The sequence below is a fragment of the Streptomyces sp. NPDC008125 genome (assembly GCF_042957125.1).
In the GTDB taxonomy this organism is placed as follows: domain Bacteria; phylum Actinomycetota; class Actinomycetes; order Streptomycetales; family Streptomycetaceae; genus Streptomyces.
This window is the reverse complement of the sequence record NZ_JBIBHR010000004.1, coordinates 413,093-439,004: the sequence shown is the minus strand read 5'-3', so window position 1 is coordinate 439,004 and position 25,912 is coordinate 413,093. Positions and strand designations below refer to the sequence as shown.

The following is a 25,912-nucleotide window of genomic DNA, read 5'->3' as shown; positions in this document are numbered from 1 at the left end:
GCGAGCGGAGGGCAGCGCCGCGCGCCCCGGCACCCCAGGTCGCGCCCGGCACCCCAGGTCGTGCCCGGGGCCCCAAGTCGTACCGGGCGCGCCGGGGTTCAGTCCGGCAGCAGATGTCCGCGCCGGGAGATCAGGAACTGCTTGAAGGCGGCGACCGGTGGGGTGTCCGGGTGACCGTCCAGCCAGGCGACGCCGATCTCGCGGACCGCGCGCGGCGCGGTGACCGTCAGCTCGACGACTCCCGGGCGGGCGACGGCGGGCGGTGGCAGCAGGGCGACGCCGAGCCCGGCGGCGACCAGCCCGCGCAGGGTCTCCGCCTCCTCGCCCTCGAACGCGGTCCTGGGCACGAACCCGGCCTCCGCGCAGAGGTCGTCGGTGATCCGCCGCAGGCCGTACCCCGGTTCCAGGGTCACGAAGGTCTCGTCGGCGGCCTCGGCGAGGCGGATCCGGCGGCGGCCCGCCAGCCGGTGGTCGTCGGGGACGACCAGCCGCAGCCGCTGCTCGTCCAGCCGACGGGCCACCAGGTCGGGCGCGTCCGGGACCGGTGAGGTGAGGCAGAGGTCCAGTCTCCCCGCGCGCAGCCGCTCGATCATCGCCTCGCCGTAGTTCTGCACCAGCTGGAAGCGGACGCCCGGGTGGTCGACGCGGAAGGCGCGGATGAGAGCGGGTACGGTCTCCGATCCCATGGTGTGCAGGAACCCGAACGCGACCTTGCCGGATGCCGGGTCGGCGTCGGCCCGTACGGAGTCGGCCGCCTTCTCCACCTCGGCGAGGGCGCGTTCCGCCGAGCCGAGGAAGGTGCGTCCGGCGGGGGTGAGGGAGACGGTCCGGCCCCGGCGCGCGAACAGGGCCACGCCGAGGTCCTCTTCGAGGCGGACCATGGCCCGCGACAGTGTGGACTGGGGCACCCCGAGCTCGTGGGCGGCCCGGGTGACGTGCTCGTGGCGGGCGACCGCCTCGAAGTACGCGAGCCGGGGCGCGAGAACCGCGCGGATGTCTTCTTCGTAACTGCTCGGTGACAGTCGGGGCTGTGAGCTGCGGTCATGCACCATAGGAACGATTATCGCGGTTTCATGCATTGGACGCATCAAACACTCCGGCCTACTGTCGCGGGTATGCCTCCTGCCGATACCGGGGCATCCACCGTCATGGTGGGTGCCTCCGCACAGCCCGCTCCGCACGCCACCGCCCCGGCCGCCGCGTCGCCCTCGTCCGCGACGTCCGCCCCGGACGCCCCGGCCGCCCCGGCCGCCCCGCCCGCCGCGGCGGGCGACACGCGACTCGATCCCGGTCGCCCCGGCTACCGCCGTTTGAGCTTCGGGCTCTTCGCCGCCGGTGTCGCGACGTTCGCGCTCCTCTACTCCACCCAGGCTCTGCTGCCGTCGGTCTCCGCGTCGTTCGGCGCCACGGCCGGGCAGGCGAGCTGGACGGTCTCCGCCGCGACGGGGGCGCTGGCGTTGGCCGTGCTGCCGCTGAGCGCGCTCTCCGAGCGCTTCGGCCGCCGGCAGATGATGACCGCCTCGCTGACCATCGCCGTCACGCTCGGCATGCTGGTGCCCTTCGCCCCCTCGCTCGGCTGGCTGATCGCGCTGCGCGCGGTGCAGGGCGCGGCGCTGGCCGGGCTGCCGGCCTCCGCGATGGCCTTCCTCGCGGAGGAGGTCCGGCCCAAGGCGCTGGTCGCCGCGATCGGGCTGTTCGTGGCGGGCAACAGCATCGGCGGCATGAGCGGTCGCATCCTGACCGGCTGGATCGCCCAGCTCTGGGGCTGGCGGGTCGCGCTCGGCGCGGTCGGTCTGCTGGCGGTGGGCTGCGCCGTCGCGTTCCACCTGCTGATGCCCCGGGCACGGCATTTCGTCCCCGGCTCGCTCAACCCGAGGGCGCTGGTACGGACCGTCGGCGGACACCTGGCCGATCCACTGCTGCGCCGGCTCTTCGTCATCGGCGGGCTCTTCATGACGGTGTTCGGCGCCGTCTACACGGCCATCGGCTACCGGCTGGTGGAGGCCCCGTTCAACCTCCCGCAGGGCGTGGTCGGTTCGATCTTCCTCGTCTACCTGGTCGGTACGGTCTCCTCCGCCGCGGCGGGCCGCCTGGTCGGCCGGCTCGGCCGCCGGGGCGCGCTCTACCTCGCGGTTTCCACCACCGCCGCCGGGCTGCTGCTCTCGCTCGCCGACCAGCTGGCCGCCGTGCTGCTGGGCCTGGTCCTGATCACCGCCGGGTTCTTCGCCGGCCACGCGGTCGCCTCCTCCTCGGTGAGCCGTACGGCCACCACGGGCCGCGCCCAGGCTTCGGCGCTCTACCAGTCCTCGTACTACCTGGGCTCCAGCGCGGGCGGCACGCTCGGCGCGGTCGCCTTCCACGCGGGCGGCTGGACCGGCACGGTCGGGCTCGGACTGCTCGCGGTGCTCGGTGTCGTCTCCGTGACGCTGTACGGGTCGAAGTGCGCGCGGGCCGAGCGCAAGGCCCACCCGCAGCCCGCGGGGATGGCCGTCGCGCGCTGACCCGGCTTCCTCCCGGGGGCCGGTCTCGTGACGAGACCGCCCCGTCGGACAGCCCCGGCTCCCCTTCGAACGTCCGGCAGGTGAGCAACCTGCCGCGCGCGAAGGGGAGTCGGCGTACACGAAGAGCACAGGTGTGCCAGGAACCACACCCACCACGAGCGCCACTGCCGTAACGGTGACGGGGTCGGTGGCCGTGCGGGGAAGAAGTCGGCTGCGGCGCGTGGCGGCGCTCCCGGCCGCCGGGCTGGTGGCCGCCCCGCGCCACGTCCATGGGGACCCGGCCGGGTCGGGCGGTTGCGTCGACATGCGGCCCGCCGACGCGAAGCCATACTGGAAGCTGCCGGGGAACGGCGACGACGTCCACGTGTACGGGCGCAAGCCCGGGACCTGAGCGTTTGTGCGCTTCCCGCCCGCCTGTCCGTGCGCTGCGGTAGCTTCCTGACGGCGGGGGCGGTGTCACAGCGCGACAGGGGTAGGGCGATGAGTGATCTCAACGTGGCGAAGAGCGCGGCCGGGGACGCGGAGGCCGGGAGCGTCGAGAGCCGACTGGAGGGACACCGGGTCGAGTTGACCGGGTACTGCTACCGGATGCTCGGTTCGGCGTTCGAGGCCGAGGACGCGGTCCAGGACACCATGGTGCGCGCCTGGCGCAACTTCGAGAAGTTCGAAGGGCGTTCGTCGCTGCGCTCGTGGCTGTACCGGATCGCGACCAACGTCTGTCTGGACATGCTGACGGCGGGCAACAAGCGTGCCCGGCCCGTCGATCTGTCCGGCCCGACCCCGCTCGCGCAGGCCGCTCTCAACCCGCTGCCGGAGAACACCTGGCTGGAGCCGATGCCGGACGGCCGTGTGCTGCCGTCGGCCGCCGACCCGGCGGAGGCGGCCGTGGCGCGCGAGTCCGTGCGGCTCGCCTTCGTCGCGGCGCTCCAGCACCTGCCGCCCAAGCAGCGGGTGGTACTCATCCTGCGCGAGGTGCTCGCGTGGAAGGCGTCCGAGGTCGCCGAGCTCCTCGACACCTCCGTCGCCTCGGTGAACAGCGCCCTCCAACGGGCCCGCGCCACGCTGGCCGAGGCCGGGGAGCGCGGACCGGACACCGCCGACCCGCTCGACGAGGAGCAGCGCAAGCTGCTGGAGCGGTACGTCGCGGCCTTCGAGGGGTACGACATGAAGGCGCTCACCGCCCTCCTCCACGAGGACGCCGTGATGACCATGCCGCCGTTCGACCTCTGGCTCCGGGGGCACGACGACATCACCGGCTTCATGCTCTCGATCGGTGCGAGCTGCGCGGGTTCCCGGCTGGTCGCGACCGCCGCCAACGGCACCCCGGCCTTCGCCCACTACAAGCCGGACCCGGACGGTCCCGGGTTCGTGCCGTGGGCGGTGCAGATCATCGACATCCAGGACGGTGTGATCACGGGGATGCACTGCTTCCTGGACACCCCGCGCTGGTTCCCGCTGTTCGGGCTGCCGGACACCCTGGACGCCGACGGGAATGCAGTCGGCGGGAAGTGAGCCCCCGGGAAGCCCGCCGGCGGGCAGGCAGCCGGGGGGACGTGACCGCGCGCCTCAGGGCGCGTCGGTGATGCCCGCCGGGTCGGCCAGCCCCACCAGGTCCAGCAGGGCGCGCAGCTCGGGCGGCACGCCGCGCAGCCGCAGCGGGCCCCGGCCCGCCCGGCGGACGGTGAGGGAGAGCCGGGCGAGCGCCTCCACGACGGTGAGGCCGGGGCGGACCACCCCGGTCAGGTCGCACTCCACCGGAGCGGCGGCCTGCTCGGGGGCGGCCAGCAGCCGGTCGAGTGCGGCACAGAGCTCGGGTACGTCGGCGCGGGCGATGGGGCCCGTGACGACGAGGGTGATCGGGGGTGTGGCTTCCACACCCATGAGACCGCCCCCGACGCCACAACTCATCGGTGCGCGGCGGACGGGCTTCCCCGCACATGCATGACGGCGGCCCGCCGACACGGACCTCTCCGTGCCCGGCGGGCCGCCGTCGGGTGGACCGGACGCGCTACGCGATGCGCTCGCGCACCACGGGGGACGCGGTGAAGTCCGTACCGGCCGGGGCGATGTCGTAGGCACCCGGCAGTGCGTCGAGGGCGTAGGAGAACTTCTCCGGGGTGTCCGTGTGCAGGGTCAGCAGCGGCTGGCCGGCGGTGACGGTGTCGCCGGGCTTGGCGTGCAGCTCGACACCCGCGCCCGCCTGCACCGCGTCCTCCTTGCGGGCGCGGCCTGCGCCGAGGCGCCAGGCGGCGATACCGATGTCGTACGCGTCGAGCCGGGTCAGCACGCCGGAGGACGGGGCGGTGACGACGTGCCGCTCGCGGGCGACCGGGAGGGCCGCGTCGGGGTCGCCGCCCTGGGCGGAGATCATGCGGCGCCAGACGTCCATCGCGGAGCCGTCGGCGAGCGCCTTCTCGGGGTCGGCGTCCTTGAGGCCCGCCGCGTCGAGCATCTCGCGGGCGAGCGCCAGGGTGAGGGCCACGACGTCCTTGGGACCGCCGCCGGCCAGCACCTCGACGGACTCCCGGACCTCCAGGGCGTTGCCCGCGGTGAGGCCGAGGGGGGTGGACATGTCGGTGAGCAGGGCGACCGTGCGGACACCGCTGTCGGTGCCGAGGGCGACCATGGTGGAAGCGAGTTCGCGGGCGTCCCCGATGGTCTTCATGAAGGCGCCGCTGCCGACCTTCACGTCGAGGACCAGCGCCCCGGTGCCCTCGGCGATCTTCTTCGACATGATCGAGCTGGCGATCAGCGGGATCGCCTCGACGGTGCCGGTGACGTCGCGGAGCGCGTAGAGCTTCTTGTCGGCGGGGGCGAGGCCGTCGCCCGCCGCGCAGATGACGGCGCCGGTGGTGTCGAGGACGCTCAGCATCTCCTCGTTGGAGAGGTGGGCGCGCCAGCCGGGGATCGACTCCAGCTTGTCGAGGGTGCCGCCGGTGTGACCGAGGCCCCGGCCGCTGAGCTGCGGGACGGCCGCGCCGCAGGCGGCGACGAGCGGGGCGAGCGGCAGGGTGATCTTGTCGCCGACGCCGCCGGTGGAGTGCTTGTCGGTGGTGGGGCGGGAGAGCGCGGAGAAGTCCATCCGCTCGCCGGAGGCGATCATCGCGGCGGTCCAGCGGGCGATCTCCGTGCGGTTCATGCCGTTCAGCAGGATCGCCATGGCCAGGGCGGACATCTGCTCGTCCGCGACCTCGCCGCGGGTGTACGCGTCGATGACCCAGTCGATCTGTTCGGGGGTCAGTTCGCCGCGGTCCCGCTTGGTGCGGATGACGGAGATGGCGTCCATGGGATTCCTTCCGGCAGGGGAGCTCGATCATGAGGGCGCGGGTCGCGCCGGGCAAGAGGACGGACCCGCCCGACTCTACGCGCATAGAGGCGGGAGACGGAGGTGGCCCTCCCGACGCGCGGGAGGGCCACCGGAGTGGGGAAATGCGGTCGGCCTCAGGCCAGGTTCTGCGGGCCGAAGGCCTGGGGCAGCATCTCGTCGAGGGTGCGCAGCCCGTCCGGGGTCTCCAGGACGAGGCCGGGTCCCCCGAACTCGTACAGCAACTGGCGGCACCGGCCGCACGGCACCAGGATCTCGCCCGAGCCGTCCACGCAGGTGAAGTGCGTCAGCCGGCCGCCGCCACCGGCGACGAGCTCGGAGACCAGCCCGCACTCGGCGCACAGGCCGATGCCGTACGAGGCGTTCTCGACGTTGCAGCCGGCGACCGTGCGGCCGTCGTCGACCAAAGCAGCGGCACCGACCGGGTAGCGGGAGTACGGGGCGTACGCCCGGGACATCGCCTCCCGGGCCGCCTTCCGCAGCCCTTCCCAGTCGGCCTCGGCCGCCGGGGTCGTCACTTGCCCTGGCCCTTGAAGTACGGCACGCCGTCGGCCTTGGGCATCCGCAGCCGCTGCGCGGAGAGCGCGAGGACCAGCAGCGTCGCCACGTACGGGGCGGCGTCCACGAACTGACTGGGCACCTCGTCGGTGAGCGCGTACCAGACGAAGAGCCCGGCGGAGAAGACCGCCGAGACCGCCGCGCCGATGTACTTGCGCCGCACCAGCTGCCAGATCACCGCGGCGACCAGCAGGATCGCCAGGAAGAGCAGCACCGCGTGGACGTTCTCGGCGCCGCCGCGCAGCTTGAGGCTGTCGGTGAAGCCGAAGAGTCCGGCGCCGAGCGCCATGCCGCCGGGCATCCAGTTGCCGAAGATCATCGCGGCGAGGCCGATGTAGCCGCGCCCGCCGGTCTGGCCCTCCTGGTAGATGCCGGTGGAGACGATCGCGAGGAACGCGCCCGCCAGGCCGGCGAGCCCGCCGGAGACGGCGACGGCGATGTACTTGTACGTGTAGACGTTGACGCCGAGCGACTCGGCGGCCACCGGGTTCTCGCCGCAGGAGCGCAGGCGCAGGCCGAAGGCGGTGCGCCAGAGCACCCACCAGGTGCCCGGGACCAGCAGCAGCGCCACCACGGTCAGCAGCGACAGGTGGGTGACCACACCGCCGATGATTCCGGCGAGGTCGGAGACGAAGAACCAGTGGTGGGCCTGGAGGTCGGCCATCCAGTCGGAGAGGCCGGGGACCGTGATGTCGGTGATCTCGTCGATGCGCGGGGACTGCTTCGAGGAGCCGCCCTCCGCCTCGGCGAAGGTGTAGTTCGACAGGTAGCGGGTGACGCCCACCGCGAGGATGTTGATCGCCACACCGGAGACGATGTGGTTGACCTTGAACGTCACGGTCATCACGGCGTGCAGCAGGCCGCCGAGGGCGCCGCCCACGATGCCCATCAGGACACCGGTCCACGGGCCCCACTGGTAGCCGGCCCAGGCACCGAACCAGGTGCCGAGGATCATCATGCCTTCGAGGCCGATGTTGACGACACCGGCGCGTTCGGCCCACAGGCCGCCGAGTCCGGCGAGGCCGATCGGCACGGCGAGCTGGAGCGCGCCGGACACCTGGCCGATCGAGGTCAGGTCGTCCGCGCCACTGATGACGCGGGTCAGGGAGAAGAGCGCCAGACCGGCCGCGGCGATCAGGAGGACGACCGGCAGGCTCAGCCTGCGCCGGCCGCCGCTCTTCCCGGGCGCGGTGGTGGCGGTGGACGTCGTCGGGACGGTGCTCATGCCGCTGCTCCCTCACGGTTCTCGCGGGCCTGGGCGGCGAGTTCCTCGCCGACCTTCTGCTGCTGTCGGCGGAGCCCGTACTGGCGGACAAGTTCGTAGGAGACGACGACGGAGATCACGATCAGCCCCTGCATGATCATGGCGATCTCCTGCGGGTACCCGTACTGGTCCAGGGAGGCGGAGGTCTTCTCCAGGAAGGACATCAGCAGGGCGGCGAAGAACATGCCGACCGGGTTGTTGCGGCCGAGCAGGGCGACGGTGATGCCCATGAAGCCGACCCCGGCGGGGAAGCTGAGGTTGTACGTGTGGCTCTGGCCGAGCAGGATCGGCATGCCGACCAGACCGGCGACCGCGCCGGAGATCAGCATGGCCGTCAGCACCATCCGCTTGGCGTCGACGCCGCTGGCCCGGGCGGCGCTCTCGCTGGCGCCGGTGGCGCGCAGGTCGAAGCCGAAGCGGGTGCGGCCGAGGACGAACCAGTAGACGACGCCGAGCGCGAAGGCGACGAAGGTGAAGCCGTAGATCGTGCCGCCGTCGCCCGCGTCCAGGCCGGGGAACCAGCCGGACGAGGCGATCTCGCCGGTGTTCAGGTCGTTGGAGCCGGCCGCCTGGACACCGAAGTTGTCCGTCAGGATCAGCCAGGCGATCAGGCTGGTCGCGATGGCGTTGAGCATGATCGTGGAGACGACCTCGCTCACGCCCCGGAGGGTCTTCAGGAGGCCGGCGATGCCGGACCAGAACGCGCCGACCGCCATCGCGGTGACGAGGATCAGCAGGATGTGCAGCGGACCCGGCAGGGTCACCGAGGCACCGACCACGGCCGCGATCATCGCGGCGAGCCGGTACTGGCCGTCGACGCCGATGTTGAAGAGGTTCATCCGGAACCCGACGGCGACGGCGAGCGCGGCGAGATAGTAGGTGCCGGTCTGGTTGACGATCAGCACCTGTACGTCGACGTACTGAGCGTTGTCGAACATCAGCCGGAACGGCTCGAAGGGGCTGTTGCCGGAGAGCAGCAGCACCAGCGCGGTGAGCAGGAACGCCACCACCAGGGCGAGCGCCGGACCGGCGACGCCCAGGAGCAGCCGGTCCCTGTCGAACTTCTTCATCGGCTCTCACCGTTCTCGTCGTGCGCGATGGTGTCGTCGTGCGCGATGGTGTCGTCGTGCGCGATGTGGCCGGAGGCCGCGCCGGTCATGGCGGTGCCCAGCTCCTCCGGCGTGATGCTCGCGGGGTCGGCGTCCGCGACCAGCCGGCCCCGGTACATGACGCGCAGCGTGTCGGACAGGCCGATCAGCTCGTCCAGGTCGGCCGAGATGAGCAGCACCGCGAGGCCCTCGCGGCGCGCTTCGCGGATCTGGTCCCAGATCTGCGCCTGCGCGCCGACGTCCACACCGCGGGTGGGGTGGGCGGCGATGAGCAGCTTCGGCCGGTGGCTCATCTCACGGCCGACGATCAGCTTCTGCTGGTTGCCGCCGGAGAGGGAGGCCGCGGTGACGTCGATCCCGGGAGTGCGTACGTCGTACTCGCGCACGATCCGCTCGGTGTCGGCGCGGGCGGCCTTCAGGTCGAGGAACACGCCCCGGCTGTTGGGCTTCTCGGTGACGTGGCCGAGGACGCGGTTCTCCCACAGCGGGGACTCCAGCAGCAGCCCGTGGCGGTGGCGGTCCTCGGGGATGACGCCGAGGCCGCCCTCGCGGCGCTTGCGGGTCGAGACGTGCGAGATGTCGGCGCCGTCCAGGGTGATGGTCCCGGCGTCCGGGTCGCGCAGGCCGGTGAGCGCTTCGATCAGCTCGCTCTGGCCGTTGCCCTCGACTCCGGCGATGCCCAGGACCTCGCCCTTGTGGATGGTGAAGCCGATGCCGTCGAGGACCTCGCGGATCACGCCGTCGGAGTCGGTCGCGGTGAGCCGCAGGGCGTCGACGGTGAGCATGGGCACGTCGGTGACGGTCGACTCGCGGGTCTCCGGCGAGGGCAGTTCGCTGCCGACCATCAGCTCGGCGAGCTGCTTGGTCGTCGCGGTGCGCGGGTCGGCGGTGCCGACGGTGGTGCCCCGGCGGATGACGGTGATCTCGTCGGCGACGGAGAGCACCTCACCGAGCTTGTGCGAGATGAAGATGACGGTCAGGCCCTCGGCCTTGAGCTCGCGGAGGTTGACGAAGAGCGCGTCGACCTCCTGCGGGACGAGCACCGCGGTGGGCTCGTCGAGGATGAGGGTGCGGGCGCCCCGGTAGAGGACCTTGAGGATCTCCACCCGCTGGCGGTCGGCGACACCGAGGTCCTCGACGAGGACGTCGGGGCGGACGCTGAGACCGTAGGCGTCGGAGATCTCCAGGATCTTCTTCCGGGCCGCGCCGCCGATGCCGTGCAGTTTCTCGGCGCCGAGGACGACGTTCTCCAGGACGGAGAGGTTGTCGGCGAGCATGAAGTGCTGGTGGACCATGCCGACCCCGCGCGCGATGGCGTCGGCGGGGCTGCTGAAGGTGACGGTCTCTCCGTCGATCGCGATGGTGCCCTCGTCCGGCTTCTGCATGCCGTAGAGGATCTTCATCAGGGTCGACTTGCCGGCGCCGTTCTCGCCGATGAGCGCGTGCACGGTGCCCTTGGCGACGGTGATGTCGATGTCGTGGTTGGCGACGACGCCGGGGAAGCGCTTGGTGATGCCGCGGATTTCTACGGCAGGAGGGCTGGACGCGTTGATGACGCACTCTCCTTGGCGGGGAAGGAGCGGAGCACGGCTGCCTGGGATGACGGGGCCGTACGAGCAGGGGCCGGGGGCGAAGCTACCGCGCCCGAGGGTGCTCTACACGCGTAGCGTTGCCGAATAGAAAGATCCCGGACGGCGGAACGCGATCCGGGGCCGGGGAGGCCGGCGAGCGCCGATCTCCCTGGTCCCGGAATCATAGGGTTCCGCGTCCGGGCACGTACGGGCGCACCCGTGGGGGGCGGCGGCGTGGAGCGCGCCGCCCTCCCGGGGTGGCCGTTACGGGGTGGTCTTGACCGTGATCTTGCCGGCGATGATGTCGGCCTTGGCCTTCTCGATCGCGGCGGTGACGTCCGTCATCTTGGTGAAGGCCGGGTTGGAGGCCGCGAGGCCGACGCCGTCCGTGTCCAGGCCGGCGCGGATCTCACCGGTCTCCGGCTTGCCGTCCTTGACCGACTTGATCAGGTTGAAGACCGAGTCGGCGACGTCCTTGGTGACCGACGTCAGGATGTAGTCCTTGTAGTCGGCGAGGCCCGCCTGGTTGTACTGGTCGGAGTCGACGCCGATGGACCACTTCTTGGCCTTGGAGGTGACCTCGATCGCGCCGGAACCGGCGAGACCGGCGGCGGAGTAGATCACGTCGGCGCCGGCGTCGAGCTGGCCCTGCGCGGCGGCCTTGCCGAGGTCCGGCTTGGAGAAGCCCGTGAAGTCCGGCGGCTGGGTCAGGTACTGGACCTTGACGTTGACGCCCGCCTTGGTGTCCTTGACGCCCTGGACGTAACCGGCCTCGAACTTCTTGATCAGCGGGGTCTCGACACCACCGATGAAGCCGACCGTGTTCGTCTTGGTGACCTTGGCGGCGGCGACGCCGGCGAGGTAGGAGCCCTGCTCCTCGCTGAAGACCAGGTTCGCGGTGTTCTTGGTGGGCTTCGAGCTGTCGTCGATGATCCCGAACGTGGTGTTCGGGAACTTCGCGGCGACCTCGGCGATGGCGTTGGCGTAGACGAAGCCGACACCGATGACCGGGTTGTTGCCGCCGCGCGCGAGCTCGGTCAGGCGCTGGATCTTGTCCGCGTCGCTCTCGCCCTCGGAGGGCTCGGCCTCGACGCCCTTGTAGCCGAGCTCCTTCGTGGCCTTCTCCAGGCCCGCGTAGGCGGCGTCGTTGAACGACTGGTCGCCGCGGCCACCGATGTCGTAGGCGAGGGCGGTCTTGCCGCTGGAGGACGAGCCGCTGCTGCTGTTGCTGCTGCTGCCCTCGGAAGACGTCTTACCGCCACAAGCCGTGACGGACAGCGCGAAAGCCGCGGACGCAATGCCCACGGTGGCGATCCTGGTGATCCGGCGCACTGGGAGGCTCCTTAAAAACCTGACCGAAAGCGCCACTCCGGCGCTGGGTTCGCCGCGATCGTAACGCGCGTAGATGTCAGTTAAAGACACGTTCACCGGTCGTTATCGGATCGTCGTGAAGAGCTTTGGTCACATCGCGCCACCTGATACACCGACACATTTCGGACGGAAGTCCGTCCCGGCGGGCTCCCGCGGGCCGCTTCGGGCTCCCGCGCGCCCCGGCGAGCAACGAGGGCCCCCTATCGGGACATCGGCGGACATCGGGGAGACATCAGGGGGAAACATGCCGGGAACGACCGGAAACGGGACGTGGGACGACGCGGACCTCACGCCCCTGCGCCCGGGCCACCGCCCCGCCTCCCCCGGGCCCCGGGCCACCGCTCCGCCTCCCCCGGCCGGCATCCCGGGTCCCTACCTCGCGCCGTTGAGCAGGGCGGCGGCGGTGAACAGTTCGACCCCGACGGTGATCGCCTCTTCGTCCACGTCGAAGTCGCCCCGGTGCAGGTCCAGGCCGCGGGTGTCGCCGTGCGCCCGGACACCGAGGCGGGCCATGGCGCCCGGCACGTGCTCCAGGTACCAGGAGAAGTCCTCGCCGCCGAGGCTCTGCTCGGTGTCCTCGATCGCGTACGGTCCGCGGCGCTCGGTCATCGCGGCGTCGAGCAGCCCGATGGAGGCGGCGTCGTTGACGACGGGCGGCACGCCGCGGACGTAGTTGATGACGGTCTTGGCGCCGTGCGTCGCCGCGATCTCGTCCACCGCCGCGTGCACCAGGTCGGGGGCGTCCCGCCAGGCCTTCAGGTCGAGGCAGCGGACCGTCCCGGAGAGCTCCGCGTGCTGCGGGATCACGTTGCAGGCGTGCCCGGTGTGCAGCCGGCCCCAGGTGACGGCGAGACCCGCGCGGGCGTCGACCCGGCGGGCGAGCAGCGCGGGCACGTCCACGGCGACGCGGGCGGCGGCGGTGACCAGGTCGGTGGTGAGGTGCGGACGCGCGGTGTGCCCGCCCGCGCCGTCCAGGGCGACTTCCAGCCGGTCGCAGGCGGAGGTGATGGCCCCGATCCGCAGCCCGATCTTGCCGACGTCCACCTTGGGGTCGCAGTGCACGCCGATGATCCGGCCGACGCCCTCCAGGACCCCGGACTCGATGGCGTCGGGAGCGCCGCCGGGCAGTACCTCCTCGGCGGGCTGGAAGATCAGCCGTACCGCGTGCGGGAGTTCGCCCCGGCGGTCGAGTGCGGCGAGGACCAGACCGGCGCCGAGAACGGTGGTGGTGTGCACGTCGTGGCCGCAGGCGTGCGCGCGGTCGGGGACGGTCGAACGGTAGGGGACGCCCGTCTTGACGTCCGGGATGGGCAGCGCGTCGATGTCCGCGCGCAGGGCCAGCATCGGCGTCTCGCCGTCCCACCGCCCGACGTCACACATCAGGCCCGTGCCGGTGGCGAGCACACGGGGGGCGAGCCCGGCCTGCTCCAGCCGCGCCTTGATGGCGGCGGTGGTGCGGAACTCCTGGTTGCCGAGCTCGGGGTGCATGTGGAGATCGCGGCGGAAGGCGATCAGCTCGGCCCGGAGCTCTTCGGAGAGCGTGCCGGGCAGAGAGGCTGCCCGGACCGGTGAGCCACCGGCCGGTTCACCGTCGGCGTGGACGAGGGACGCGCGGGACTTCAACTGGTTCACCCATCGAAGGGTATGCCTACGGACCCTCCGATCGGACATGGATCAACAAATTTTCAGCACCTCGGATGAATAGGAAACGGCGCGGAAACGTGTGGGACGCACGCACGGTGGGTAGACTCCGCCGTTTTTCCCGTTTGCGCCGTACGGGTGGGTCTGCGGGCCCGTACGGCGTACGGAGGGGCGGGCTTGCAGGGGCGGTACGACGAACGGCGTACGGGCGGTGAGCCGCGTACGCCGTAGGGCCGGGTCTCCCCGCCGGGGAGCATCGGTGGGCCGGGGTCAGGGGCCCGCCGACGGGGCCGGCGGGGCGAAGGCCAGCCGGTGCACGTCCCGGGCGGTCTCGGTGACGCCCGAGAGGAAGCCCTGCGCACGCGGGGAGGCCGTGTCCCGCAGCCACCGGGGGTCGATGTCGCAGACCGCGACCTTGACCCCGGTTCCCGCCAGCGCGAGGGGCAGTGTGTGCACCACGGTGGAGGGGAAGCTCAGCACGGTACGGCCGATGGGGCCGCGCCGGGCGATGAGCTCCAGTGGCAGGTCCGGGCGGACGATCTCCAGGCCGGTGGCGGCTTCCAGGGCGTGGAGCTTGTCGGTCGCCTCGCGGCGGTGGGCGAAGTAGCGGGTGGCGCCGTGGGTACGGGCGAGGGCCGCCACCGCCTCCTGGTACGGCACCGCCTCGACCACACCGGTCTCCACCAGGGAGGTGCCGACGATGTCGGCCCCCTTGGTCAGTCGCGGCGGGCCGAAGCGGGCGCGGGTCCAGGAGAAGGTGTTGGCGGTGACCTCCACCCCGTCGGGGGCCTCGACCGGCATGGCGGTGAACACCTCGACGCGGTGCCGGTGCGAGGGGACGAACCGGCGGCGCGCGGTGGCGGTGACCGGCGCGAGCAGCAGCTCGCGCGGTCCCTTGCTCCCCTTGCGGTGCCAGCGCACGAGCCGCTCGCCGCGGGCGAGCTGGGCCACGAACTCCATCGTGGCGGTGCCGTCGTCGACCACCGTGAGGTTCCCCGTCCGCACGATGCTCAGCAGGAGCTGTACGTAGCGGGAGAACGGATCGCCGATGACGACGTGGTCGGCCCTGCGCACCAGCCCGACGAGGGCGCGCAGCGTCCTGAGCGGGGTGCCCTGTTCGCCGCGCGCCTCCTGCCAGCGCACGGTGATGCCCTCGTCGCGGGCCAGGTCGGCCATCCTGCGCAGCTGGCCGCGCGACATCGGGTCGACCGGGGGGAGGACGACGACCGTGGTGACGGCCGGCGCCTCCTCCCCCATGGCGTGGGTCCACTCCAGGACGTTCAGGAGCTGGACCGGGCTCTCGACGAAGGCGAGATTCACCGGAGGTCGTCTCAGACCGCGGCCGGCTCGGCGGCCGTCGCGCTCTCGGTCTCGGCGACGACGCCCGCGACGCGGCGGAGCTTCTTCATCGGGCCGAGCTCCGACGCGTAGACCTTCTTGACGCCGTCACCGAGGGAGGCCTCGATGGTGCGGATGTCGCGGACGAGGCGGGCCAGGCCCTGCGGCTCGACGGACGCGGCCTGGTCGGAGCCCCACATCGCGCGGTCCAGGGTGATGTGGCGCTCGACGAAGGCGGCGCCCAGCGCGACGGCGGCCAGCGTGGTCTGGAGGCCGGTCTCGTGGCCGCTGTAGCCGATCGGGACGTTGGGGTACTCGGCCTGCAGCGTGTTGATGACGCGGAGGTTGAGCTCCTCGGCGACCGACGGGTAGGTCGACGTGGCGTGGCACATGAGGATGTTGTCGCTGCCGAGGACCTCGACCGCGTGGCGGATCTGCTTCGGGGTCGACATGCCGGTGGAGAGGATGACGGTGCGGCCGGTGGCGCGCAGGGCGCGGAGCAGCTCGTCGTCGGTGAGGGAGGCGGAAGCGACCTTGTGGGCCGGGACGTCGAACTTCTCCAGGAAGGCGACGGCCTCGGTGTCCCACGGGGAGGCGAACCAGTCGATGCCGCGCTTGGCGCAGTGCTCGGCGATGGTGCGGTACTCGTCCTCGCCGAACTCGACGCGGTGGCGGTAGTCGATGTACGTCATCCGGCCCCAGGGGGTGTCGCGCTCGATGTCCCACTGGTCGCGCGGGGTGCAGATCTCCGGGGTGCGCTTCTGGAACTTGACGGCGTCGCAGCCGGCGTCGGCGGCCACGTCGATCAGGGCCAGGGCGTTGTCCAGCTCGCCGTTGTGGTTGATGCCGATCTCGCCGGTGATGTACACGGGCTGGCCGGGACCGGCGGTGCGGGTACCGAAGCTGCGCAGACGGGAGTCGCTCATGGTGAGGGTGTTCCTTACTTGGTGGTGATCGTGGGGGTGTTGACGGTGGGGGTGGTGCCTGTGGGGGTGGTGGTGGCTGTGGGTGCACCGGCCCGGGTGAGGGCCAGTTCGGGGCCGAGGAGCCAGCCCGCGATCTCGCGCACCGCCCCCTGGCCGCCGGGGGTCCGGGTGACGGCGCGTGCCGCGGTCCGTACCGAGTCGTGGGCGCTCGCGACCGCGACGGGCCAGCCCGCCAGGGCGAAGCAGGCCAGGTCGTTGACGTCGTTGCCCGCGTAGAGGACCCGGTCGGGGCTGACGCCCCGCTCGTCGCACCACTGCTTGAGCGCGAGGTCCTTGCGGTCGATGCCGTGCAGCACCGGGACCTGGAGCTTGCGGGCACGGGCGGCGACGACCGGGTTCTGCTCGGTCGACAGGATGAGGACGTCCAGCCCGGCGCGGCGCAGGGCCGCGATGCCGAGGCCGTCGCCTCGGTGGACGGCGACCGTCTCGTGGCCGTCCTGGCCGACCATGACCCGGTCGTCGGTCTGGGTGCCGTCGAAGTCGAGCACGACGGCGTCCACGTCCGCGAGGGTCGGCAGGGGGGAGGGGTCGAGGAGCGGGGCGAGCGCGCGGGCACGGGCCAGGTCGTGCGGGTCGTCGATCTCCAGCACCCGCGCCGGGTCCGTGCGGACCAGCGCGGTGTGGCCGAAGAAGCGGTGGCGGTGGGTACGGAATCCGGCCACGTCCATGGCGTACGCGGCGCCGGTCTCCAGAAGGTCCTGCGGACGGTCCTGGCGGCGGGGGCGGACGGACTTGTCGTGGTTGACGCCGTAGCTGCTCTCCTCCACCGCTTCCCCGTCGCGCCACACGAAGCCGTGGAACGGGGCGACGGTGACGGCGGTGTCGGCGCCTTCGCGGGCGACCGCGCGGGCCACCCCGTCGATGTCCTCGCGGGAGACGAACGGGCTGGTGCACTGGACGAGCAGCACCACATCGGCGGCGCGGCCGTCGAGCGCCTCGAAGGCGTCGAGCGCGTGCAGTACGGCGGCCTCGCTCGTCGCGGTGTCCCCGGAGATGTCCGCGGGGCGCCGTACGACGTGCACCCGGCCGGGTGCGCCCGCGGTCTCGCCGGCGATCCGGGCGGCCTCGGCGATGGCGGGGTCGTCGGTGGAGACGACGACGTCCGTGACCTCGGTGGAGCCGAGGCAGGCGCGGACCGCGCGGGACACCAGCGGGACGCCGCCGACCTGGGCGAGGTTCTTGGCGGGGACGCCCTTGGATCCGCCCCGGGCGGGGATCACCGCGAGGACGGTGGGTGTCGTCATGGATGCTCCTGAAGTGGTGGTCACAGTTCGCCCATCCGCCGGATCACGGGGGCGACGCGCTGGACGCCCTGCCGGTAGGCGCCGCGCGCCGCGTTGCGGACGGTCTCGCGCACCGCGCCCCTGATGCGGCCGGTGGCGACGGGGGCCGCCGCACCGGGCAGCGGACGGCCGTCGGGGCCGAGGTGGTGGCGGGCGAGGATGCCGGGGAGGTATCCCGGCGCGGTGGCGGGGGTGTAGTAGGGGGCGAGCGGCGGCAGTTCACCGGCGGCGAGCAGGGCGCCGACCTTGTCGCGGGCCCCGTCGTACGCGGTGGCGTACGTGCCGTCGGCGGCGACGCCCTGGCCCGCGAGCCACTCGGGGTCGGGGACGGGGTGCAGGCCCTCGTCGAGCCGGTCCCAGGAGGTGATGAGCCCGGAGCCGACGAAGTGGTGGTTGCCGAGCGCCTCGCGGACGCCGAGGTCGCTGAGGATCGCGGTCGGGACGGACCGGTGCAGCGATTCCAGCGCGGCGGTGGAGGAGACGGTGACGAGCAGGTCGGTGCGGTCGAGTACCTCGCCCATGTGCCCGTACACCAGGTGGAAGTTGGGGGGTGGTCCGCCGGGCAGCCGCTCGGCGAGCCGCTGGTAGGGCAGCTCCTCGATGTGCGTGGTGTGCTCGCCCGGCTTGGAGCGGAGCTTGAGCAGCACCTCGCGGTCGGGGTGCTTGCGGGCGTGCTCGACGAGCCGGCGCAGCAGGTACGTACGGTCGGCGCGGGACGCGGGTACGGAGGGCTGCGCGGCGAACACGACGGTGTGACGTCCGGCTTCGGGGGTGTGCGGGGCGCCGCCGAGGAACGGCAGGGCGGCCTCGGTGACGGCGCCCGCGTCGGCGCCGACCCCTTCGTACACGGCGCGGAAGCGTTCCGCGTCGTGGGCCGAGTTGGCGAGGACGACGTCGGCGCCGTGGCGGAGCAGGAGCCCGTCGGCGAGCTTCTCGTACACGACCCCGACGTATCCGGTGACGACCACGGGCCTGCGGGGCAGGCCGAGGGCGGCGAGGCCGTGCAGCATCGCCTGGACGCCGCCGCCGACGAGGGCGAGCACGACGACGTCGTACCTCTCCTCGCGCACGGTGTGCAGGAACTCGACGGCGGTGACCTCGCGGACCCGCCCGGCGTCGACGCCGACGTCGCCGACCTCGGCGAGCTGGCGTGCGGTGGGGGTGGCCCGGCCGCGCAGCAGCAGTCCGCTGATCTCGACCGGGCGCTCCGGGACGGAGGTGTCGCCCGCGGCGGTCAGGCGGCGCGCGGTGAGCGCGCCCCATTTCCACCGGGTGTCGGAGTCGGCGAGGACGGCCACCCGGAGCGCCGCGGGGTGCGCGGCGGCTTCTGCGGATTCGGCCTGGTCATTGGTACGTGGGGGCACGTCCTAGAAGGTAGGAAGCCATTTCGTTGAGCGGCCCAACACGACGGCAACAAAGGGTTAACAGCCCGCTGCCGCTTGGGGTCGGGGCCCCGAATCGGACGAAGTCGCGCGTTCTGCGGGGCCGTTCACGGTTCCGCCGTGCGGAGTTCACCCGGAAGACACCCGGCGGACCGGGAATGGGGCAGGCCTCCGCCTAGCGTCGTCCACGTGGTCAAGCTCTCCGTCATCGTGCCGTTCTTCAACGTCCGGGCCTACGCGCCCGACACGCTCAGAAGTCTGCGGGCCAACGCCCGCGAGGACTTCGAGTTCATCCTCGTCGACGACTGTTCGACGGACGGTACGGCGGATCTCCTGCGCCGGGCCGAGGAGACCGTCGAGGGGGTGGTCGTACGCCGGCACGCGCGGAACGCCGGTCTGGCCACGGCCCGCAACACCGGCCTGGACGCGGCCCGGGGGGAGTACATCGCCTTCCTGGACGGCGACGACTGGGTCGCGCCCGGCCACTACACCCGCCTCCTCGCCCGGACGGAGGCGCTGGGCTGCCAGTTCGTGCGCACCGACCACGTCCAGGTCACCGGGACGGCCCGCACCGTGCGCCGGGTCCCGCACGGTCCGCGCGGGGTGGTGGGCGACCCCAGGGCCGCTGTCCTGCCCGCGACCCGCACGACGTCGGTGGACTACGCCTTCGCCTGGGCCGGTCTCTACCGCCGCGAGCTGCTGGACCGGGGCCTGCTGCACTTCACGGACGGCCTGCGCACGGCCGAGGACCGGCCGTGGATCTGGCGGCTGCACCGGGAGGCGGAGTCCTTCGCCGTCCTGGGCCCCCTGAGCCACTTCTACCGGCGGGGAGTCGCCTCCTCCCTCACCCGGATCGGCGACGAACGCCGGCTGGACTTCATCCGGGCGTACGACCAGCTGCTGGCGGAGACCGCGGCGGACCGGGACGCGGAGACCCTGCTGCCGAAGGCGGTACGGACGTACTGCGCCGTCATCGCCCACCACGTCAAGGACATCGGCGCGTTCGAACCGTCCGCGGCCCGCACCCTGAAGACACTCGGCGCGACAGCGCTCGCGAACATGCCCCAGCCCCTGCTGAACGACGTCCTGAACACCATGGACACCGAACGGGCGACCGTGCTGCGCAAGTTGCGCCGTCGTCCCGCCGGAATCAAGGAGACGACCGCCGCGTGACCGTCCAGATCTTCGCCGCTTCCAGCGCGCACGGCACGGCCGTGCTCGCCGCGGCGGTCGACTCCGGCTGCTTCGGGGAAGCGGACCGCCGCATCCTGCTGCTCTGCGACACGACGGCCGTCCCGGAAGCGGCGCCGCCGCTGCGGACGCTGCCCGGGTTCGAGACGCTGCTTACCCGATTCGGCGAGGTGGTCTCGTGGAACGACACCGTCTCCCCCCTGCACCCGGGCGCGTGGACCCCCCGCCCCGACGACGTACCCCTGTGGGAGCGGCATCTGCGCCGCGCCTGGGATCTGGGGGACGAGGACGTCGAGCTGGCGCTGGAGTCGCCGCACGCCTCTCCGGCCCGGGCGATCGCCGAGATCTTCACCGACAGCCCGCTCACCGTGTACGTGGACGGCCTGACGGGATACGGCCCGACCGGCGAGAAGATCAGCCCGCTGATCGGCACCCGGGTGCGGCAGTTGCTCCACCCGGACCTCGTGCCCGGCGTCGAGCCGCTGCTCCTGGGCGAGTTCGGCGTACCCGTGCGTCCGCTGCCCACCGCGGCGTTGCGCCGAGTCCACACCGAACTGGCCCACTCCGCACCCGCGTTCACCTCCCCACGAGGGGCGGCTCTGCTGCTCCTCCCCGAGCCCGGCACGCTCCCCGCCGCCGAGGAGGAGGAGTTCCTGCTGCGGCTGGTGCGCGGTGCCACGGCTCTCGGCCACACGCACCTCGTGCTCCAGCCGCACCCCCGCACGCACGCCTTCTCCCCCGAGGCACTGCGGGCGGAGGCCGTCCGCCTCGGGGCCGGGCTGAGCGTGCCCGCCTTCGAGGTGCCCGGCGCCCCGGTCCCGGCCGAGGTCCTCTTCGCACTGCTGCGCCCCGCGCTCGTCGTCGGCCGTTCCTCGACCGCGCTGCTCGGCGCGTCGGTCCACTACGGCCTGCCCGTGGCCACGGCCGGGACCGACGCCCTCCTGGAGCGGCTCGCCCCGTACGAGAACCCCGCCAGGATTCCGGTGACGATCGTCGACGCGCTGTTGCCCGGTCTGGACGACGCCGCGGCGGTACGGAACCAGTCGCCGCCGAACCGGGAGACGGTGGCCGGGGCGCTGGGCGGTCTGCTGGAGGCCGTCGCCTTCGCGATGCGTCCGCGCGTACGCCCGGACCTCCGGCCGGCCGCCGAACGCTACCTCTCCACCCGGCTGACCCCACGGACCTGGCGCTACTTCAAGCGGCGCCGGCTCGGTGCACTCGCCCTGCCCGGCGCCGTCCCCGGCCGTCTCGCCTTCGTCCGCCGCAACGCGACGCTGCGTCGGGTGGCCCGTCGCGCCCGCGCCCTCGCGCGCCGCTGACCGGCGGTCGCCGTCCCTCCGGGCAGGCGGGTCAGCCCAGCAGGCGCGCCAGCCCGAGCCGGGTCCACAGGAGCGCGGCGCCGAAGGAGAGCGCCGCGGTCGCGGCGGTGACGGCGAGGGTCAGTGCCGCCGCGGCCGGCAGGCCGAGGCCGGTGTCGACCAGGACGTCGGTGAGGACGCCCAGGACCAGGACGTGGACCATGTACGCGCCGAACGAGGCACCCGACAGCCTGGCCAGCGCGGGGCGCAGGCGCTCGGGAACGCTCACCCGGTGCAGGGAGAAGAGCACGCCCGCGCTGAGGAGGGCGACCAGGACGCTCGCGTAGGGGATCGCGTAGTGCACGTCGTGCTGGTACCAGACGATCGCGGCCAGCGCCCCGCCCGCCAGGAGCAGCCACCACGTCCCACGCCGGCCGAACGTCCCGGCGGGCAGGGCGAGAAGCAGTGCGCCGAGGACCGCGTAGATCAGCTGGTACGGGCCGAAGCCCCAGCCGAAGTGCGGCAGTTCCAGGCCCGTGACCTTGGACAGGTCGCCGGACAGGGACGGGGCCGCGCCGAGCACGAGGAGCGCCGCGCCGAGGACCCAGGGGCGCTTGCCCGCCTTCACCAGGGCGACGAAGGCGAGGACCATGACCACGGGGATGTAGGCGTACAGGTACCAGAGGTGGTAGGCGGGCCGGACCGACGCGAACACGGCGTCGAGCGCCAGGTCGCGGAGCGGGTCGGCGTTGGTGCCGCGCACCTTGCCCCAGGCCAGGTAGAGCGCCGTCCACACCCCGAGCGGCACGATGATCCGCACGATCCGCTGCCACAGCTGCCTGCCGTCGCGGACCGGGGCGCCGACGAGGACGACCCAGCCGGCGATCGCGAAGAACAGCGGCACGGCGAAGCGGCCCGCCGAGTCCGCGACGAGACCGGCCCAGTAGGTGCCGGGTCCGTTCGAGGCCTCGCGGTCCGCGGCTTTCACGAACGCGGAGCCCGTGTGGCAGAGGATCACGCCGACGGAGCAGAGCAGCCTGATCAGGTCGATGTCGTACCGGTGTTCGCGGCGCGGGCGGGCTTCGGAACCGGGCTGCGCGGCAGCGGGCGCACTCGCTGAGGTGACGGAGGAAGACATGGTCAGGGAAGACTATGAACGCCCGGGTGCGGAGTGAACTCCGGCCGGATGAACAGTCGCTACGTCCGGGTGTCGGGAAGGTGTCGGCCGCGTGCGGGCCGTCGGCCACGCGTGGCCGACGGCCCGAGGGACGTGTGGTTTCCGGGACGTGTGGTTTCCGGGACGGGCGGCCTCCGCCGGGAGGTCAGAGGCCCAGGCTGGCGCGGGTGCGCCGCACGGTTCGGCGCAGCCGGATCGCCGCTCCCCGCGTGCCACCGCCGGGGAGCGTGAGCTTCTGCAGGCGGCGGCGCTTGAAGTAGTGCTGGGTACCGGCGCCGAGGTTCTCCCGCAGCCAGGCTTCGGCCTCGCCGCGCAGTGCGGGGTTGAGGTTGGCCTGCATGCAGTAGCCGACCGTCCGGACCAGCGGCGCGAGGGTTTTTGCTGCGGTGGACGGCAGTTCGGGCACGGGACCGTCGCCCTGCTCGTCCAGGTCGGGAACGAGGTGGTCGACGATCGTCAACGGGATGCGGTTGCTGTTCTCGTACGGGGTGATGCGGTCCAGGACCAGCCGGGTGCCGACCCGGGCGACGGGGATGCCGTAGTACACCGCGGCCGTGAACATCGCGGTGGAGAAGCAGCCCACGACGAGCGTGGGCGCGCACCGTTCGTAGAGGGTCTCGGCGAGCAGCGGGCTGTCCAGTGTGGTCAGCCGCACCCCCAGTTCGGCGGCGGCGTCGTCCAGCGCCCTGGTGTAGGCGGCCGGTGCGGTGGGGTGCGGCTTGAAGAGGATGGAGGTGTGGCCCGCCCGCGCCGCCCCGCGCACCATGCGGACGTGCAGGTCCTCCTCCTCCTCGGCGGTGAGGATGCCCAGGGCCGCGAGGTACTGCCCCAGCAGGACGGCCGTGGGCGCGTCGGCGTCGAGCGCCGCGAGCTGCCGGTCACCGTCCGCCGATCCGGCGATCTCGCCGAGCACCTTGCGGAAGGCGTCGTTGGGCACGAGCTCGGGCTCGACCCCGGACTCGGTCAGCAGGAGCGGTCGCAGTCCGGGGACGAGGTCCAGGTGGAGCACCCGCTGGATGCGGCAGGCGATGGAGCGCGGCAGCCTGTTGCGGGTCGGGCCGTAGCTCATCAGGCCGTCCGCGTAGACGTGCACGGCGCTCTCGGCGAAGATCGCGGCGATGGCACGGGCGGGGTTGACCTGGATGGATTCGACGACGAGGTCGACCGGGCCGGTGGGGTCGATGCCCCAGGCGAGGCGGAGGGCACGCTGCCAGAGCTCGGTCTCCTCGGCGCGCGGGCCCCAGGCGCTCGGGTGGAGCGGGCTGATGGCCTCGTTCCAGTCGACGACGGAGTCGAAGCGGGCGGCGATGCCCCCGTAACCGCGCATCTCTTCGAGCCGGAGGGCGGTTTCCGGGATCGCCGCGTTGTTGGAGACGAGAAGGATCCGGTGGCTGTCCTGCCCCGGTCCGAACTGTCCGGCGTCGAGAGCGGCGGCGAGGGTGGCCGCGCCGTACAGGGTCGAGACCTGGAAGATCTGGGTGCGTCGAGTGGGCATGGGTCAGGCGGCCTTCTGCTTGTCACGCAGGCGGTTGAGCACGGCGCTGCGCTTGGCGTCCATCGTCGTCAGGGTGAGGTCGAGTACCTGCTGGGGCATCCGGTGCAGTGCGGCCGTCGACTCCTGGCGCAGGCGCCGGAAGGTCGTGGGTTCGTACTCGTCCGCCTTCTGGTTGTGGAAGGCGATCATCGCGCAGTAGGTGCGGACCGCCTTGGGGAGGAAGAGCTCCGCGTCCGGGTCCTCGCGGATCTCGTCCAGCAGCGTGTCGTACGCGGGGAAGAAGTCCAGTTGGCGCGAGTCCTTGATCTGGGTCAGGGAGGTGGTGACCCCGCGCCGGTAGAAGACGCCGTAGAGGTTCAGCGCCGCGAAGGTACGGGCCCGCAGGTGCAGCTGCCAGATCCACAGCCGGTCCTCGGCGGTGCGCAGCCGGGTGTTGAAGCGGTGGCCGCCGTCCGCGAAGAGCCGCTGGTGGTAGACGCCCGCCCACACGAAGGGGTAGTCGACCATCGTCTCGAACTCGGGCGAGGCGATGCCGTCGCGCGGGTCCAGCACGGTGTCCCGGAGCCGGGCGGGTGCGCGCTTCACGATCCGGCTGGTGCCGGTGGCCTGGACGTGGTCGGTGCGGGCAAAGTCGCAGTCCAGCTCGGCCGCGGCGTGCAGCAGCCGGCCCAGGTGGCCGGGGGCGTACCAGTCGTCGCCGTCGAGGAAGGTGACGAAGTCCCCCCGGGCGGCGTCGATGCCGCTGTTGCGGGCTGCGGCGATGCCCAGGTTCTTCTCGTGCCGGACGACCTCGGCGTTCGGGAGTCTGTCGGCCCAGCGGTCGATGATGGCCGGTGTCTCGTCCGTGGAGCAGTCGTCCACCAGCAGGAACTCGATGTCAGGGCCGGTGTTCCGGGCGAGGCTGCCCAGAGTCGTGTCGGCGAAGGGGCCGACATTGTGGAACGGGACGACAACGGACAGCTTCGGCACGCGGGCCCTCTCCTTCGATCATGGTCCGTACACGCTAGGGACGGGGGCGAAGGATCAGGTGTCGCCCGGCCCAACGGAGGGCGAACTCTGGACGTCTCCTGGGGGGCGTGCCGAAAGTGGCGACGTCCGCCCGGCCGCCCGTCCGGAGGGCCGGAGAGCCGGAGAGCCGGAGGGCCGGAGAGCCGGAGGGCCGGAGAGCCGGAGGGCCGGACGGACGGGACTTCCGGTACACGCGCCTCCGCCAGGTGCGCGTCCTCCTCGCCGGGGACGCCGCGACCGGGCGCCGGACGGGGACGCGGGCGACGGGCGACGGGCGACAGGCGATGGCTCTTCGACGTGTTCCGTGGCCCGCACTTCACCCTGCCGGCGGTCGCCACCGACGCCCCGCTGCCGGTGCCGGACGACATCGTGGTCCAGGTGCACCGCGCGCCGCTCTCTCCGGCGTACGGTTCCGGACTGTTCCTGGTCCGCCCGGACGGGTACGTCGGCTGGGCGGTCACCACCGCCGAGGGCGGGCTTGGGCGCGTACGCCGCACGGCTGGGCCTCGCCCTGCCGGGACCGGCCTCCCGTTGACGCCGGGCGGGACTCAGATGCCGCTGAGCGAGAGTTTCGCGGCGAAGCCGAGGAAGAGCAGCCCCGCCGCCGAGGTGGCCGTCGCCGAAAGCCGCTTGCGGCGGCGGAAGGCGGCGGCGAGGCGGGTGCCGCCGAAGATCAGCGCGGAGAGGTAGAGGAAGCTCGCCAGCTGGAGAAGCCCGCCCAGGACGACGAACGACACCGCCGGGTAGGCGTAGTCGGGGTCGACGAACTGCACGAAGAAGGAGATCAGGAAGAGGATGGCCTTCGGGTTGAAGATGCTGACCACCAGCGCCCGGCGGTACGGCCTCTCCCGTGCCCCGTCCTCCCCGGTGCCCGTCCCGCCGGCGCCCTTCTCCCCGGCGGCCGGGGTGTCGCCGGTGAGTTCGGCGACCCTGAGGCTGCGCTCCCGCCACAGCTGCCGGGCCGCGCGGAGCATCCCGAAGGCCAGCCAGGTCAGGTAGCCGGCGCCCGCATACCTGACCACCGCGAAGAGCAGCGGCGTGGTCTGGAGCAGGGAGGCGGCGCCGAGGGCGGACAGGGTCATCAGGACCGTGTCACCGGTCCAGACCCCGGCCGCCGCGACGTATCCGGTGCGTATGCCGCGCCGGGCTGCGACGGACAGCACGTAGAGCGAGTTCGGTCCCGGCAGGAGAACGATGAGGACGAGACCGACGAGGTAGGTCGGCAGATCAGTGACACCCAGCATGGAACGGAGTTTCGCACGCGTGCTCGACGCGCTGTCCGGGGGCCGGGCCCACCCGCGGCGGTCACGAGTCCGCGCAGCCGTCGGTGGTCGGCGCCGTCCGCGTACCAGGTTCGGCAACCGTGCGGGGCGGGAACGCGTCTCCCGTAACACCGGTACGCGGGGCGTTGCGG

The 25,912-nt window shown here is 72.4% G+C and carries 21 protein-coding genes and 1 pseudogene; 5 read left to right on the top strand and 17 right to left on the bottom strand.

All coding sequences use genetic code 11. The annotated features are described in order from the left end of the window. Window positions 1–98: 98 nt before the first annotated feature. Window positions 99–1,052, bottom strand: coding sequence for a LysR substrate-binding domain-containing protein (locus tag ACFZAX_RS09765; protein ID WP_390960440.1), 954 nt, complete (start codon window positions 1,050–1,052; stop codon window positions 99–101). A 63-nt stretch (window positions 1,053–1,115) separates the two neighbouring features. Here ACFZAX_RS09765 and ACFZAX_RS09760 point away from each other — a divergent pair, with 63 nt between their 5' ends. The 3 genes and pseudogenes from ACFZAX_RS09760 to ACFZAX_RS09750 all read left to right on the top strand — a co-directional run bounded on the left by ACFZAX_RS09760 (window position 1,116) and on the right by ACFZAX_RS09750 (window position 4,013). After that, entirely contained in the window at window positions 1,116–2,501 is a 1,386-nt protein-coding gene (locus ACFZAX_RS09760) for an MFS transporter (protein WP_390960439.1), read from the top strand. A gap of 274 nt (window positions 2,502–2,775) precedes the next feature. Beyond that, window positions 2,776–2,892 (top strand): annotated as a pseudogene (locus ACFZAX_RS09755) (murein L,D-transpeptidase); the annotation flags it as partial. Between the two features lie 89 nt (window positions 2,893–2,981). Continuing rightward, complete coding sequence (locus ACFZAX_RS09750; RefSeq protein ID WP_390960438.1) at window positions 2,982–4,013, top strand: RNA polymerase subunit sigma-70; 1,032 nt, start codon at window positions 2,982–2,984, stop codon at window positions 4,011–4,013. Between the two features lie 54 nt (window positions 4,014–4,067). Here ACFZAX_RS09750 and ACFZAX_RS09745 read toward each other — a convergent pair whose 3' ends face one another. From ACFZAX_RS09745 to ACFZAX_RS09690, 12 genes are all read right to left on the bottom strand, one after another. Continuing rightward, window positions 4,068–4,382, bottom strand: a complete 315-nt coding sequence (locus ACFZAX_RS09745) for an STAS domain-containing protein (RefSeq protein WP_390960437.1) — start codon at window positions 4,380–4,382, stop codon at window positions 4,068–4,070. 127 nt (window positions 4,383–4,509) lie between these two features. After that, window positions 4,510–5,787 carry a thymidine phosphorylase gene (locus ACFZAX_RS09740; RefSeq protein WP_390960436.1) on the bottom strand — a complete coding sequence of 426 codons (1,278 nt, stop codon included), beginning with the start codon at window positions 5,785–5,787 and terminating at the stop codon, window positions 4,510–4,512. 155 nt (window positions 5,788–5,942) lie between these two features. Beyond that, window positions 5,943–6,344 (bottom strand): cytidine deaminase, encoded by a 402-nt coding sequence (locus ACFZAX_RS09735; RefSeq protein WP_390960435.1) that lies wholly within the window; start codon window positions 6,342–6,344, stop codon window positions 5,943–5,945. Further along, window positions 6,341–7,609 carry an ABC transporter permease gene (locus tag ACFZAX_RS09730; RefSeq protein ID WP_390960434.1) on the bottom strand — a complete coding sequence of 423 codons (1,269 nt, stop codon included), beginning with the start codon at window positions 7,607–7,609 and terminating at the stop codon, window positions 6,341–6,343. Before ACFZAX_RS09730 ends, ACFZAX_RS09735 begins: the two co-directional genes overlap by 4 nt. Further along, window positions 7,606–8,718 (bottom strand): ABC transporter permease, encoded by a 1,113-nt coding sequence (locus ACFZAX_RS09725; protein WP_390960433.1) that lies wholly within the window; start codon window positions 8,716–8,718, stop codon window positions 7,606–7,608. Before ACFZAX_RS09725 ends, ACFZAX_RS09730 begins: the two co-directional genes overlap by 4 nt. Beyond that, complete coding sequence (locus ACFZAX_RS09720) at window positions 8,715–10,310, bottom strand: ATP-binding cassette domain-containing protein (RefSeq protein ID WP_390960521.1); 1,596 nt, start codon at window positions 10,308–10,310, stop codon at window positions 8,715–8,717. The genes ACFZAX_RS09725 and ACFZAX_RS09720 overlap by 4 nt, the downstream gene beginning before the upstream one ends. 282 nt (window positions 10,311–10,592) lie before the next feature. After that, window positions 10,593–11,660: a BMP family ABC transporter substrate-binding protein gene (locus ACFZAX_RS09715; RefSeq protein ID WP_390960432.1), complete on the bottom strand. Its 1,068-nt coding sequence runs from the start codon at window positions 11,658–11,660 to the stop codon at window positions 10,593–10,595. Between the two features lie 411 nt (window positions 11,661–12,071). Continuing rightward, window positions 12,072–13,322 carry an amidohydrolase gene (locus ACFZAX_RS09710; protein WP_390960520.1) on the bottom strand — a complete coding sequence of 417 codons (1,251 nt, stop codon included), beginning with the start codon at window positions 13,320–13,322 and terminating at the stop codon, window positions 12,072–12,074. A gap of 288 nt (window positions 13,323–13,610) precedes the next feature. Next, window positions 13,611–14,660, bottom strand: a complete 1,050-nt coding sequence (locus ACFZAX_RS09705; protein ID WP_390960431.1) for a hypothetical protein — start codon at window positions 14,658–14,660, stop codon at window positions 13,611–13,613. Window positions 14,661–14,671: 11 nt separating this feature from the next. Then, a complete protein-coding gene (locus ACFZAX_RS09700; protein WP_390960430.1) occupies window positions 14,672–15,604 on the bottom strand; it encodes an N-acetylneuraminate synthase family protein in 933 nt (310 codons plus the stop codon). 14 nt (window positions 15,605–15,618) lie between these two features. After that, window positions 15,619–16,908 carry a cytidylyltransferase domain-containing protein gene (locus tag ACFZAX_RS09695; RefSeq protein WP_390960429.1) on the bottom strand — a complete coding sequence of 430 codons (1,290 nt, stop codon included), beginning with the start codon at window positions 16,906–16,908 and terminating at the stop codon, window positions 15,619–15,621. A 20-nt stretch (window positions 16,909–16,928) separates the two neighbouring features. Next, window positions 16,929–18,311 (bottom strand): DUF6716 putative glycosyltransferase, encoded by a 1,383-nt coding sequence (locus ACFZAX_RS09690; protein ID WP_390960428.1) that lies wholly within the window; start codon window positions 18,309–18,311, stop codon window positions 16,929–16,931. Window positions 18,312–18,518: 207 nt separating this feature from the next. On the opposite strand from ACFZAX_RS09690, the gene ACFZAX_RS09685 reads away from it, so the two are divergent. Together ACFZAX_RS09685 and ACFZAX_RS09680 are read left to right on the top strand one after the other, a co-directional pair. Next, on the top strand, window positions 18,519–19,502 hold the full coding sequence (locus tag ACFZAX_RS09685; RefSeq protein WP_390960427.1) for a glycosyltransferase: 984 nt from the start codon (window positions 18,519–18,521) through the stop codon (window positions 19,500–19,502). Next, window positions 19,499–20,839, top strand: coding sequence for a polysialyltransferase family glycosyltransferase (locus tag ACFZAX_RS09680; protein ID WP_390960426.1), 1,341 nt, complete (start codon window positions 19,499–19,501; stop codon window positions 20,837–20,839). The genes ACFZAX_RS09685 and ACFZAX_RS09680 overlap by 4 nt, the downstream gene beginning before the upstream one ends. 31 nt (window positions 20,840–20,870) lie before the next feature. Here the strand turns inward: ACFZAX_RS09680 and ACFZAX_RS09675 are convergent, their stop codons facing one another. From ACFZAX_RS09675 to leuE, 4 genes are all read right to left on the bottom strand, one after another. Next, window positions 20,871–21,956, bottom strand: a complete 1,086-nt coding sequence (locus tag ACFZAX_RS09675) for an acyltransferase family protein (protein ID WP_390960425.1) — start codon at window positions 21,954–21,956, stop codon at window positions 20,871–20,873. Between the two features lie 184 nt (window positions 21,957–22,140). Further along, the gene (locus ACFZAX_RS09670) at window positions 22,141–23,490 is read right to left on the bottom strand and encodes a polysialyltransferase family glycosyltransferase (protein ID WP_390960424.1); all 1,350 of its coding nucleotides are present in this window, start codon (window positions 23,488–23,490) and stop codon (window positions 22,141–22,143) included. Between the two features lie 3 nt (window positions 23,491–23,493). Then, a complete protein-coding gene (locus tag ACFZAX_RS09665) occupies window positions 23,494–24,459 on the bottom strand; it encodes a glycosyltransferase (RefSeq protein WP_390960423.1) in 966 nt (321 codons plus the stop codon). Between the two features lie 587 nt (window positions 24,460–25,046). Continuing rightward, entirely contained in the window at window positions 25,047–25,742 is a 696-nt protein-coding gene (leuE, locus tag ACFZAX_RS09660; protein WP_390960422.1) for a leucine efflux protein LeuE, read from the bottom strand. Between the last annotated feature and the right edge of the window lie 170 nt (window positions 25,743–25,912).